The sequence below is a fragment of the Koromonas soli genome (assembly GCF_059726265.1).
The window spans coordinates 3,418,749-3,431,435 of sequence record NZ_AP040872.1; the positions used below are offsets into that span (position 1 = coordinate 3,418,749).

A 12,687-nucleotide genomic window follows, 5' to 3' on the forward strand; every position below is an offset into this window, starting at 1 on the left:
CCTTCGAACAGACTCGCCGGATCAATTGCCCGACAGACCGCGTGTATCGAACGACGGCATAGAACGCCAGGGACGGGTGTTTCCTGAAGCAAACAGAACTCAGAGGTTCAATTCGCTTTTATGGCGAGTTGGCCCGAACGCAGCGAACCTTTGCGCCGGGGTTTGTCGTCGGGATAACGTGGCTGCATTGCCTCCCATCCAATCCGCAAGATTTGCGAAGGCATTTCAAAGTGAGCGGAGCTTTGCGCGATCTTGATTGACCGCCACTTCAACGAGTGCAAAACTACACAGCCGTTCGAAGAACCTCGCAAACATCGGAGAGCCGTCATGAAGGCCACCATCCCGATCCCGGACGACGAGTCGGCACGGTTGAGGGCACTATTCGAACTGCAAATCCTGGATACGCCTCCGGAAGAGGCTTTTGAGCAGATCACTCAACTTGCGGCGATGATCTGCAAGGCTCCGATGGCGATCATGACCCTGCTGGACGAGAGCAGGCAATGGTTTAAGTCGCGAGTCGGAGTCAAATTCACCGAGACTCCCCGGGAAGTTGCATTTTGCGCATACGCCATCATGCAACGCGACATGATGGTGGTCCGGGACGCATCCGCCGACCCACGGTTTCAAGACAACATTCTGGTCACCGGAGAGCTGAACGTTCGCTTCTATGCAGGCGTTCCCTTGCTGATTGGCGAAATGGCCGTGGGAACACTGGCGGTGCTCGACACAGTACCCCGCGATATCACAGAGGACCAGCGCACCGGCCTGCGCCTGCTTGCCCATCAATGTGTTCAGCATCTGGAGAACAGGCGATTTGCATTCAGCAGGAAAGAGATGCTGGAAGGAGTTCTGGATGCCTCGCCGCTGGCCATCATTCTGCTGAACACTCGCGGAGAGGTTATCTCGTGGAACAAGTCTGCCGAGCGCATCTTTGGCTGGCGCAGTGAGGAGGTGCTGAACAAGCCGTATCCGGCCGTGCCCGCCGGACTTGAGGCCGAATTCGATAGAACGCTGGCTGGAATGTTGTCGGGCTCCGAGTACCAGTTCGACACCGTGCGACAGCGGAAGGACAACGCGACTTTCCCGGCAAGGATATGGGCGGCGGCAGTAAGAAATCCCACAGGAGAGGTGGTGGGTGCCGTGGTGCTGGTGGAAGACATGACGGCAGATGTGCAGATGGAGAACAATCTCCTGCAGCTTGGAGCCGCAATTTCGGCTTCGGAAGACGCCATCATCTCCGAGGATCTCGAAGGATATATAACAACCTGGGCTGGAGCAGCAGAGAAGATACTCGGATACTCCGCGGAGGAAATGGTTGGGCGTCATATCAGTACTCTGCTACCGCCAGAACGCAGGGGAGGGGTCGCGAAATCGTTAAAACGTATTCGCAACGGTGAGTCCTTTACCAGCTCGCGCGTGGAACAGGTGCGCAAGGATGGAAGGAAGATCATCGTCTCCGCGTCATTCACGCCATTGCGCAACTCGACAGAACAAATCACCGGGGTCTGCGTCGTGGTGCGCGACGTCACGGCGCAGATTCACATTGAGCAACAACTGGCGCAGGCGCAGAAGATGGAAGCCGTAGGACGCCTTGCCGGAGGCGTGGCACACGACTTCAACAACATGCTCGGAGTCATCCTGGGCTATGCGGAACTTGCCGAGTCGAGTCTTCCACCGGACAGTCCGGTGAAGAGAAGTCTGGAGATGATCAAGACGACGGCAATGCGCTCCGGAGACCTGACGCGGCAGTTGCTGGCCTTCAGCCGAAAGCAGGTTCTAGAGCCGACACTGCTGGAGCTGGACGAGGTGGTGACTGAGTCGCAGAGGATGATGTCTCGCGTGATTGGCGAGCACATCGAGCTGCAATTTCAACTGAACGCAGGGCAAGGACGGGTAAGAACCGATCGCAGCCAATTACAGCAGGTGCTGATGAACCTGGCGGTAAACGCACGCGACGCCATGCCGGAAGGCGGAAAGCTGTGCATTGAAACCTACACGTTCAAAGGCAGCCCCGCACCGCACATGCCGGAGGACCGATACCTGGTGATAAGGATTTCCGATACCGGATCGGGCATCGACCAGTCAACGCAGGAGCATATGTTCGAGCCGTTCTTCACCACTAAGGAGTCCGGCAAAGGTACGGGATTGGGACTCTCAACAGTGCACGGCATTGTGACGCAGAGCGGCGGGCATGTCGCGGTGCACAGCGAGATGGGGAAGGGCACGACCTTCGAAGTGTATCTTCCAGAGGTAAGAGAGAAGAATCAAGGCGAGCGACTGAAAGCGGTCGAGCGGCAAGACTCCGGCGGCGGAGCCACGGTACTGCTGGTGGAAGACGAACTTTCTTTGCGGAAGATCATTGCCGAATGGCTGCGCGCTCACGGCTATCGGGTCATCGAGACGGAGAACGGAGAGCGGGCGGTGCAGGAACTCAGCCATGGGGATATTGCAGTCGATGCGATCGTCACGGACGTTGTAATGCCGAAGGTGAGTGGGAAACAGGTCGTGCGGGAACTTCGGTCACGGTATCCAGATCTGAAGGTGCTCTACATGTCAGGCTATGCGGATGGGGTGCTGGACCTCAGCGATATTGGCGACCGAGGCGTTGCCTTCCTGGCGAAACCTTTTACGGCGTCGGCTCTGACAGCAGCCCTGAGCAAGCTGATGAACCAGGACGAAAACTCCGAGGAGCTTCGGCCAGGTGCGTGAAGGCCGACACTGGAATGAGCTGTTCATGGGCCAGGTTCTTGGTTGCGCTGCTTTCTGACTGGGTGGATCTGCCACGGATCAGGTGATATCTCGTCTGTTTGGCTCTCGCGGCGCTGCCGACGTCGCTCTGTGCCAAGCGCCTCCCTCTTGAGGCGTTCGATCTCTTTGCCCTGTTCGTCGGCCATTTTCTCGAGGAATTCCCGAATGGTCGGCATCTTCACCGGCTGTCCGATTGATACGAGCTCGCCTTCTCTGTGCAGCATGCCTGATTCGATTCTCATATCGCATTTTGGGATGTGAGGAATGCCGTTCAACCGTTCCGGTTTATTTGCGTGAAGACTCCGGAGGTCGGCTGCTGCCTGAATCCAGTGTCGCTCGACTGACAGCAACACCTGCCGCAGATGCGATAGCTTACACTGAAACTACATGCTCAACCGGGGCTATGCCTACACCACAATCATCAGCAGGAAATACCACGGACAAACCCTGCTCACCCACCTGGCAAGCCATTACCCCCACTCAACCCCACAGGCCTGGCAACAAAACCTGAACAACGGCGAAGTCACCCTCAACGGCGTTACCGCCACCGGAAGCGAGTTGGTCGCTTCAGGCCAAATCCTTGTCTGGAACCGTCCACCCTGGATCGAGCCAGACGCACCTCGGCACTTCGAAGTCCTGTTTGATGACCCCTATCTGTTGGCCGTCAACAAACCCAGCCGGCTGCCCACCCTTCCGGGCGCTGGCTTCATGGAAAACACCCTCCTGCGCTTGGTGCAAAAGCAAACACCCAACGCAAACCCTGTCCACCGGCTGGGCCGAGCGACCAGCGGCATCGTCCTCTTCGCCAAAACCCGGAAGGCGGCCGCGAAGCTGGAGGCAAACTGGAACACAACCAAAATTCAAAAGATCTATCGGGCGCTAGCTCAAAACGTTGCACCGCACGACGCCTACGAAATCCTCACGCCTATCGGACTCGTACCGCACCCGCGCATCGGTTTCGTGTGGGCCGCCAACCCAAGTGGCAAACCGTCGAAGTCATTGGCGAAGGTGATCTCACGCACCTCAAGCACCACGACATTTGAAGTAAGCCTGAATTCGGGCCGCCCTCATCAAATCAGAATCCATCTGGCATCCATCGGCCATCCACTGGTAGGCGATCCTCTGTACGGCTTAAACGGCCAGCCGCTTGAAAACCTTCCCGGCCTCCCCGGCGATGGAGGGTACTTCCTGCACGCCCAATTTCTGAAATTCCACCACCCCATCACCGCAGAACAAGTCAGTCTTGAAGCAGCTTTGCCATCCGGGTTCTCGTTGCATCAGTGAGTGGATCTCCCGCCTTATGTCGTGACCAAGACGTTGTTCTCCTGCAGCCGTTATCATCGTAGATGGAATTTAAGATTGACTGTAGGTGAGGCCTGCACATGCCGCTTTCCGCCACGCGTATTTGGCGACAATTACCGAATGAGATTAGAGTTTCTGCCAGCAAAGTGTTTTGGGTGGAGACGCCGAAAGAACAGAAACAGTTCCTCTTTGCAGCTCTCGCGAAAGCAAAAAACGTTCGTGAGATTAGTGTTCGCCGGGCTCCGATTGAGCGCCTAGCCAATTGGACCGCAGCAACTCTGAATCTTTCTGAGCAGATTGCAAATAGCGTGCTGCAGGAATATCTGCTCCATGATCATCGTGCGACGGTCGTGAGCTATGTTGAATCGTTGGGGATTCCACATTCCGATGGAATAATCGAAGAGAGCTTTGACCTCGCCTCGCTGCCGAAAGAGCGCGTCCAAGATGCTGCTCGTACTCTTCTCGCATCTGCCACCAACCGGCAAGCAGCCGAACTCTATTTGAAGTATCTCGTAGTTCAGGGCGGGCCCTGGTCGGCGATTGAAGAGGTCCTGCCAGCAGAGGAGTTGTAAAACACTTACGGCTTTGGGGGCGGCCGTTGCCGAGCGCAATCAATCCTGCCCCCAATGCGACTCTGGCTGCCGGGCTCTGGCAAATCAATCTATATCTGCGCAACGTGGAATCGCGTTTACTTCCGGACTGGCGACAACTGATTCCGAGCTGGGTTAGCTAAATGAGCTGATCCGCGCCTCTGGCATTGAGCTGGGTTGCCCTCGGGCGTGCGATATTCCTGCATGAACTCTCCTTTCTAATTGACTCCTGGGATGCTCCGGACAACAATGCCCGCCTCAGATTTCGGGGGCAGCAAGGCAAGCAGAAATTATCTATTTCAGCATAAAGAGCGCGGGGTTTTATCACGTGCGCTTTGGCCTTTTATGTTTCAGCGAGCAATTGCTGCTGAGTACATTGCCATACCGATCACCCCGGCAAGGCCGTGTGTCTGCTCCGATTTCAGTGACAGAGGAGGGGAATCTTATGCACGGAACAGTTATTCATAGCGGACAGCAAGTGGGTAGCGGGCAGCAACAGAGCAGCAAGGGAAATGGATTCAAACAGAAAGCCAAGCACTCCGCCACAAAGCTGTACAACTGGGTTGTCCTCATGATCGTGCTCGGTGCGTTCGTCGGGCACTTCTATCCATCGGTGGGCGTGGCGATGCAGCCGGTCGCGGATGGCTTTATCAGTCTTATAAAGATGCTCATTCCGCCAGTGATTCTGTGCACCGTCGTGTTGGGTATTGCCGGTGCAGGCAGCATCCGGAAAGCAGGACGCGTAGGTGGAAAAGCAATCATTTACTTCGAGGTGGTCAGCACATTCGCCCTGGTGCTCGGCCTGTTCATGGCCAACGTGTTCGGGCCAGGCCGCAACTTCCACGCCGATCCTTCGAAGCTGGATCCCAAGCTGGTGGCAGGGTACGTGACGCAGGCGCAACACATGACCATTGCTGACCATTTGCTGAAGATGATTCCGAGGACGTTCTTCAGCGCGTTCACCGAGGGGGACATTCTCCAGGTGCTCCTCATCTCGGTGCTTGTGGGCTTCGCTTTGGCCCGGGTCCCGGAGGAATACGCGCGGCCCGTGAAAGAGCTACTAGGGAATATCAGCAAGGTACTGTTCGGGGTCATGCGGCTTGTGCTGTATACGGCACCGCTGGGTGCCGGAGCCGCCATCGCGTTCACCATCGGCAAATTCGGATTGCGCTCGCTGCTCCCGCTGGGGGCGCTCATCCTTCTGTTCTATGCGACATGCGCGGCCTTTGTCTTGGTCGTGCTCGGGACAATCGCGCGCTTCTCCGCGTTCAACATTCTGAAGCTACTCCGGTATATCAAGAGCGAGCTCCTGTTGGTGCTGGCGACCAGCTCATCGGAGTCTGCGCTGATTCCTCTGATGGAGAAACTGGAGCGCATTGGATTGTCCCGTTCGGTTGTTGGCTTGGTGGTCCCCACTGGCTACTCGTTCAATTTGGATGGAACGAATATCTATATGACACTGGCGTCCATCTTTATCGCGCAGGCTTTGGGCATACACCTCACGGTCGGCCAACAGATGTCCATCTTGCTGGTGGCCATGCTCACAAGCAAAGGCGCATCGGGGGTCACGGGCTCCGGCTTCATCACGTTGGCCGCAACCCTCGCGGTGGTTCCTGGAATTCCGGTGGCAGGCATGGCACTGATCCTCGGAATCGACAAGTTCATGTCCGAGGCACGGGCGATTACGAATCATATTGGCAACTGCACCGCAGCGGTGGTGATGGCCTCTTGGGAAGACGAATTGGACTGGGACAAATTCCGGGCGGAGTTAGATCGAGGTAGCCAGTCCACAATTTAGTGCGGTGGCGCAGCTTTCGTTCGTGACCGTTTCTGACTTGGTGCCGTTTCCCTCGGGTTGACGGCACCTTGCGGAATTTCCGCGGTCGCAGACGAGCCTGATTTTTGAGCGCTGCCGATCTGATTGCGGCATTCGAACGTGAGCTAGCGTCGGCGCAAGCCATTGCCCAGACTAGTAGGAGATTTTATTTGTAGAAGGTTGGAAGCGTCTGGCGGAGAGAGGGGGATTCGAACCCCCGGTACAGCTTTTGACCGTACAACGGTTTAGCAAACCGCCGCCTTCAGCCACTCGGCCATCTCTCCGCACACATCGGCTGAGCCGATTATAACGGAACCGTTTCTGTTTCGTATATCCATCGGCCAGCGATTTCGATGTTTATTTTAGTACAGCCGCAAAAGCTTTTTCTCCGGGTCTACAAGTAGCTTCTGAGTGCCGAGGGGGACCTTGATCTCAATATGTGCTTCGTTTCCATCGGCAAACACGCGCTGGAGGAAGATGCGCTCACCTCCGGCAAGCTCGGCAAAGAGAGGGACGGAGGTGATCAGCGAGTCGGGAGCCTGCTCCTGGACGAGGGAGAAAGTAGCGATTCTGGCCTCTCCGCGGCGCTTGAAAGCGAGTTTCCGGATTTCGATCTTGGGGACCGAACTGCCGCGGATCCATTCGTCGAAAAACCAACTCAGGGTGCGTGCACCCTCGAAGCGAGCCTTGGTGGGAAGGAATTCTTCCAGCACCTTGCGGAAATCATCGGTTGTGGCCGTGCTTCGGTCATAGCGGCGGCCAAACTCGCGCAACGCGGCGAGGAAACGTCCACTTTGCGGGAGGGCTTCTTGCTTTGCCGCAATTTGGGCGGGCGCAGATTTAACGTCGAGTTTCTCGTAGTCGGCGAAGTAGTCGCGCAGCATGATCATCAGCCACAGACCGCGTCCGTAGGTGACTGGGATGTAGGCATTGGGAAAAACGGACGACGATAGGCGATAACCTAAGGTGACGGGGCCAGCGTCGGCGTAGCTTTTGCCCTTGGCATTGGTGGCGAGCAACTCTTCGCGGTAGTACTCGAGCAGGGCACGGGCGAGCGTCGGCCGTTCCTCTTCCATGATCATGAATGCACTCAGATTGGCAAGCGCCTCCATGAGCCACTGATCGCGATAGCTCTGCCATGCGACTCGGTCTCCCCACCACTGATGCGCCGTCTCGTGGTCCTGCATGAATCCGTCGTAGATCAGACGACGGAACTCATCGAGCGAGAGCGCGCGCCGTTCCTGATCGGTAAGGTAGGCGTAGCTGCTGAGGTACACCAGGGTTGGCCATCCCTGCGACACAGGTCCGGGCAATTGGGTGAGCGCCAGTTCTTTGTAAGGAAAAGGGCCAAACCACTGGGAGTACTTTCGAATCGTCTCTGCAGAACGCTGGGCGATGGCGACGTTGCGGGTGGAGGATTCTGAGGCGAGCACCGAAGTCGCTTTTGCGATGGGCTCTTCGACGACTCCGGCGGTGTAGCTTGCAACGGTGACGTCCTCGACCTGGGATGAGGCTTTTACGAAACGCCCGAGGTTGAATCCGGCGAGCGGGATGTTGCCTTCGGATTTCCACTGGCCGACGCGCTGGTCACCTTGCTCCAGTGTGGAGATGTGGTGCCCGGTGGCGACAAGCGTCCAGTCCTGCGGCCAGCGAAACTTGAGATCGAAGCGGCTCATCTGCACGCCGCGGTTGGGATACCAGGTTCCGCGCGCGCCCACGTAGAGCAGTCCGGGGGCGGCTTGCTGCATGACCGGTCCGGCATATTGAAACTGCAACTGATAGTGCTCGCCGGGGCTCAGCGTGTGGGGCATGACGATGGTGACAAGGTCGTTTCCAACCCTGGCGAGTTCGCTTCCGGTGAGGGCCTCGTTTTGCAGGAACTCCACATCAGCGCCGTCCACTTTTACCGAGCGCACCTGAAGCCAACGAGATAACTCGAAGCTGAGCAAGCGCTGTCCGCCATCGTGAACCTCAAGGTCGAGGTCGGCAGTTGCTTCGAGCGTTTCAGGCGGAGTGAGCACGGTGTCAATGCGAAAGGCAGTGATGGCAACGGCGGAAGAGGAGCCTACGGGATCGATGACCCGGCGTTCACCCGAGGCTTTTCGGCTGGGGAAGGCCATCCAGACGTCGAAATACAGCGTGTCACCAGAATGCCCGAGGCTTCCGATGGTGAAGCGGTCTTCCTGCAGCGAGTCATCGAAAAGGTCGAGATTACCGAGTCGTGTCGCTAGCCGGGCGTGGAGAAAGTGATCGAGTGAGGCCAGCGCGGGCGCTTCCATGAAGCTTCCTGCCAGCCGCAAAGCATCTAGTTCGGCGAGTTCGCGAGCTCGCGCATCGTGCTCGGCAATGAATTCCTGCTGCTCCTCGCTCTCACGGAGATAGGGCTTGAGCTGCGTCAGTAGATCGTCATTGAAACGGAAATAGGCAGCGGAGAATTTCTCGTCGAGCACACCCATGCCGGAGAACAGGCCGAGTGAGGCGCGTTCGGTGATGTTGGGCGGACGCATGAGCACCTCGCCCTCGCCAACGAAATAGGCCCCGGTCACCCGGCCCTCGACGTCCTGAGTGAATGCAATGGTGCCGTCGGTGAGATACAGATGGAGGTCGTCGCGATCCATCACCGCCTCGCGGATGTGGAAGACCTTACTGGGGTCGAGTCCCACAGAGCGAAGCGCGCGATAAAGCGCCGCCGTTGGCCCGCTTCGCTGCGCTTTATCGACCTGTCGAGGCGGTGGCGGAGCGGTGGCCATGCCGGGAAACTGAAGCGTGGGGTCTTCCCATGGCGGCGTGGCACCGTGCTGCGCAAGGAGAGCCGAGGCGCTCAGAAGGAGCGCGGAAAGCACGAGGAAGGCGCGATGGATCTTCAGTCGCATTCTGATCTATGTCGTTTCCATTCTGCCGTTCGCACGACGGCAAACACGATACAGCATCAGGCTGGCACATGGATATCTGTTCGCAGCGCCTCGAAAACGTGCTAATTTCAACTTGTCTCAGCCATGAAGCTTTTGAATCTCCTAGCCCCGCATCCCACTGCGTTGCGCACCCCGGCACCGCTGGTGAGTCCAGTAATGGATTCAGTGCGGGTTGACTTGCAATATCATGGCTTTCGCACGGGCGGAGACTTCTTCGATGCGCTCAACATCGAGGAGTCGCGGCTGGTGTGCCTGATGGTTGATGTCGCTGGCCGCAGGGCAAGTGCAATGGACCTGGCTGCTGCGATGCAAGATGAATTTCGCTGGCGCTCCCCGAAGCTTTTCGCTGGCGAGATCAACGAATCGGAAGCTATCTCCGCACTGTGTCTGCACCTGAACCGGACAATCTTGACGACCAGCGCCCGGGCGCACATGACAGCAGCCTTCCTTGCGGCTTTCAATTGCGAGCTCGGCACGCTGACCTATATCAATGCCGGACACGTTCCGGGGTTGCTGCTGGCTGAGGACTCTACCGAATTTCTGGAATCGACCGGCCTGCCGCTTGGCTTGTTTTCGCACGCCACACACGAGGCCTGCTTTCGGGTGATTCCCAAGGGTGGCGCCCTGGTGCTGGCCTCGCGCGGAATTGTGGAAGCGCGCGGGAATTCCGGAGCGCTCGACTGCATGGGCCGAAATCCTGAATTCGGCGCACAGGGCCTGCTGCGGGCGACCGAGGGCGCGGAGCGAGTGGCCCAGTCTCTCTGCCGTCGCGTACTGGATGCCGCCCTGATGCATGCAGGTGCGCACATCGACAACGATATGTCGGTTGCCGCCATTTCCCGCGACGCGTAGCCAGAAACCGGTTTCGGGTACAAGGCACCCTGCTTTGCTATTCCCGATTGGCAAACCGGGTAGCCGCTGGATGATGTGCTTGCCGGGAGTTACAATAGAGCGTCTTGTACCGTCAAATTACCAGCGGCGTTCCGCCTGTGAACCGGGCCGGATTCGCAACGCGCCCCGGATCTCAATGAAGAAGCTTTTGTTGTCGCTGATCGCCCTCTGTTGTGTAGCCTCGCCAGCCCTCGCGCAGCAAGACACTGTCGTTGAGGAGATCGTCGCCCGCGTAAACAACTCGATCATCACGCGTGCCGACCTTAAGAAGAACCAGGAGCAAGCCACACAGGACCAGCGGGATCAGAATCTGCCGCGCAATGTCGTTGAGCAGCGCGAGGCAAACTCGCTGCGCGACCTGATTGACCAGCAACTGCTGTTGCAGAAGGCCGCTGACCTCGGTATCTCCGCCGATGCCGACCTGGTGAAGCGCCTGGATGACCTGCGTCGAGAGATGAAGGCCAGCTCGATGGAAGACCTGCAGAAAATGGCCGAGTCGCAGGGCGTGAGCTGGGAAGATTTCAAGCTGAACACGAAGAACAATATTCTGACCCAGAAGGTGATTGGCTCGGAAGTCGGTCAGCACGTTCAGGTGACGCGCGAAGAAGCTCAGAAGTTCTACGACGAACACAAGTCGGAAATCGAACAACCGGAGCGCGTGCGTCTGAGCGAGATCCTGATCGCTACGAATCCGAACGCTCCCAAGCCAGAGGCGGGCAAGGAAAACAAGATGACGGAGCCGACGGCTGAGCAGGTGGCCGCAGCGGAAGCCAAGGCCAACGCCATCTATCAGCAGCTCAAGTCGGGCGCGAAGTTCGATGAACTCGCACGCAAGGAATCAAATGGCTCCAGCGCCGATCAGGGCGGCGATATCGGCTACTTCAAGCGCAACGATCTGGCGAAAGAGCTGGAAGACAAGACGTTCAACCTGAAGGCCGGGCAGTTTACCGAACCGATCCGCACGCGTCAGGGATTCATCATCTTGCGGGTGAATGATCACATTGACGCAGGTCTGCCTCCGTTTGAACGCGTTCGCGACCAGATTCAGGAACAGCTCTACAGCCAGAAGATTCAGCCTGCTCTGCGCGAATACCTGACCAAGCTGCGCGAAGAGGCCTACATCGACATCAAGCCGGGATTTACTGACACCGGCGCCAGCCCGAATCAGACCAAGCTGGTCTATACCTCCGAAGCCGGCCCCAAGACAAAGCAGGTTCGCGGCAAGATGGGCATGGGCAAGAAGAAGACCGTGGTCGTGGTCGGCCATGACAAGAATGAAAAGCAGCCCACAGGAAGCACTTCAGCACTGGGACGCGCCAAGTCAGACGTGGATGCCAACCAGAAAGCGGAAGACGACCGCAAGGCAGCCGCCGCCGTAGCTGCGGCAAAGGCCAAGGCTGACGCCGAGGAGCGGGAAAAGCTGAGCAAGATGTCTCCGAAGGAGCGCAGCAAGTACCTGACGCACAAGAGGAACGAGGCGAAGGCGGAAGCCAAGCAGGCGAAGAAGGAAGCCAAGAGAGAACAGAAGCTAGCCAGGAAAGAAGCGAAGAAGAAAGCTCAGGAAGCCAAGGCTGCGAAGAAAGGCAAGACTCCCGCGGCAAAGGCTGATGAGACCAAGACGGCGGAGAATCAGCAAGATGATCCGAACGCACCGCCGAAGAAGAAGAAATCCATCTCCTGGTTCTAATCGCAAAAGTCAGCAGTTCTTGGGCGCGAGCTTCACGGCTCGCGCTTTCTTATTGCAAGAAAAAGGCGGCCCTGACGGACCGCCCACGATTACTACTCTCGCTGCTAATTACTTACCGAATCCCTTGCGCCGCTGTTTGCTGTAAGCGGCCAAAGCGGACTCGATGACCGGAAAGGCGTCCTCGGGCGGCTGGACTACATCGACCTCGACGGCCTTGCCCTCGAGCAGCTTGTAGTCCTGGAAGAAGCGGCGCAGCATCATGAGCCGGTGCGGAGGCATTTCCTGCGCGTCGGTGTAGCTGTTGAACTCCGGATCTTTGCTGGCGACGGCGATGATCTTGTGATCTTTCTTGCCGCCGTCGATCATCGTCATCAGTCCCACGGTGCGCGCCTGGATGATGGTCAACGGCACCACCGGCTCCTGACAAAACACCAGAACATCGAGCGGGTCATCGTCTTCCGCCAGTGTCTGCGGGATGAACCCGTAGTTCGCCGGATAGTACACGGCCGAATACAGGATTCGGTCCAGCTTGATCATCCCGCTCTGCTTGTCCAGCTCGTACTTTACGCTCGAACCAAACGGAATCTCGATTACCGCATTAAACTCACTCGGAATGTTTTCACCGGGTGTGATGTCGTGCCATGCATGAATCATTAATTACCCCTAACCAAAACCATCTGCTGTCATTGTACTGAATCCTGCTCTCGACGCCCATTCTGCGACGATTTCGAAGAGCTAACG

The 12,687-nt window shown here is 57.5% G+C and carries 8 protein-coding genes and 1 tRNA gene; 6 read left to right on the forward strand and 3 right to left on the reverse strand.

The genetic code is table 11. The annotated features are described in order from the left end of the window. Positions 1–327: 327 nt before the first annotated feature. The 4 genes from AC6IY8_RS14765 to dctA all read left to right on the forward strand — a co-directional run bounded on the left by AC6IY8_RS14765 (position 328) and on the right by dctA (position 6,438). Entirely contained in the window at positions 328–2,709 is a 2,382-nt protein-coding gene (locus tag AC6IY8_RS14765) for a hybrid sensor histidine kinase/response regulator (RefSeq protein WP_497775287.1), read from the forward strand. 426 nt (positions 2,710–3,135) lie between these two features. Beyond that, on the forward strand, positions 3,136–4,032 hold the full coding sequence (locus AC6IY8_RS14770; RefSeq protein WP_497775288.1) for an RluA family pseudouridine synthase: 897 nt from the start codon (positions 3,136–3,138) through the stop codon (positions 4,030–4,032). Positions 4,033–4,130: 98 nt separating this feature from the next. Continuing rightward, positions 4,131–4,622 carry a hypothetical protein gene (locus tag AC6IY8_RS14775; RefSeq protein ID WP_497775289.1) on the forward strand — a complete coding sequence of 164 codons (492 nt, stop codon included), beginning with the start codon at positions 4,131–4,133 and terminating at the stop codon, positions 4,620–4,622. 463 nt (positions 4,623–5,085) lie between these two features. Continuing rightward, the gene (gene dctA, locus AC6IY8_RS14780) at positions 5,086–6,438 is read left to right on the forward strand and encodes a C4-dicarboxylate transporter DctA (protein ID WP_497775290.1); all 1,353 of its coding nucleotides are present in this window, start codon (positions 5,086–5,088) and stop codon (positions 6,436–6,438) included. Positions 6,439–6,647: 209 nt separating this feature from the next. Here dctA and AC6IY8_RS14785 read toward each other — a convergent pair. Both AC6IY8_RS14785 and AC6IY8_RS14790 read right to left on the reverse strand, forming a co-directional pair. Further along, positions 6,648–6,740 (reverse strand) — tRNA-Ser (locus tag AC6IY8_RS14785). 78 nt (positions 6,741–6,818) lie between these two features. After that, positions 6,819–9,329, reverse strand: coding sequence for a M1 family metallopeptidase (locus tag AC6IY8_RS14790; protein WP_497775291.1), 2,511 nt, complete (start codon positions 9,327–9,329; stop codon positions 6,819–6,821). Between the two features lie 195 nt (positions 9,330–9,524). Here AC6IY8_RS14790 and AC6IY8_RS14795 point away from each other — a divergent pair, with 195 nt between their 5' ends. Together AC6IY8_RS14795 and AC6IY8_RS14800 are read left to right on the forward strand one after the other, a co-directional pair. Next, a complete protein-coding gene (locus tag AC6IY8_RS14795) occupies positions 9,525–10,220 on the forward strand; it encodes a PP2C family protein-serine/threonine phosphatase (protein WP_497775292.1) in 696 nt (231 codons plus the stop codon). A gap of 73 nt (positions 10,221–10,293) precedes the next feature. Beyond that, complete coding sequence (locus AC6IY8_RS14800; RefSeq protein WP_497778638.1) at positions 10,294–11,946, forward strand: peptidylprolyl isomerase; 1,653 nt, start codon at positions 10,294–10,296, stop codon at positions 11,944–11,946. Positions 11,947–12,054: 108 nt separating this feature from the next. Here the strand turns inward: AC6IY8_RS14800 and AC6IY8_RS14805 are convergent, their stop codons facing one another. Next, positions 12,055–12,600 (reverse strand): inorganic diphosphatase, encoded by a 546-nt coding sequence (locus AC6IY8_RS14805; protein WP_497775293.1) that lies wholly within the window; start codon positions 12,598–12,600, stop codon positions 12,055–12,057. Positions 12,601–12,687: the final 87 nt, after the last annotated feature.

Bases quoted from the DNA above. Each gene is read 5' to 3' on its own strand.
- AC6IY8_RS14795 (WP_497775292.1), top strand. From the start codon at position 9,525: ATGGATTCAGTGCGGGTTGACTTGCAATATCATGGCTTTCGCACGGGC.
- AC6IY8_RS14790 (WP_497775291.1), bottom strand. From the start codon at position 9,329: ATGCGACTGAAGATCCATCGCGCCTTCCTCGTGCTTTCCGCGCTCCTT.
- AC6IY8_RS14775 (WP_497775289.1), top strand. From the start codon at position 4,131: ATGCCGCTTTCCGCCACGCGTATTTGGCGACAATTACCGAATGAGATT.
- AC6IY8_RS14805 (WP_497775293.1), bottom strand. From the start codon at position 12,600: ATGATTCATGCATGGCACGACATCACACCCGGTGAAAACATTCCGAGT.
- AC6IY8_RS14770 (WP_497775288.1), top strand. From the start codon at position 3,136: ATGCTCAACCGGGGCTATGCCTACACCACAATCATCAGCAGGAAATAC.
- AC6IY8_RS14765 (WP_497775287.1), top strand. From the start codon at position 328: ATGAAGGCCACCATCCCGATCCCGGACGACGAGTCGGCACGGTTGAGG.
- dctA (WP_497775290.1), top strand. From the start codon at position 5,086: ATGCACGGAACAGTTATTCATAGCGGACAGCAAGTGGGTAGCGGGCAG.
- AC6IY8_RS14800 (WP_497778638.1), top strand. From the start codon at position 10,294: ATGTGCTTGCCGGGAGTTACAATAGAGCGTCTTGTACCGTCAAATTAC.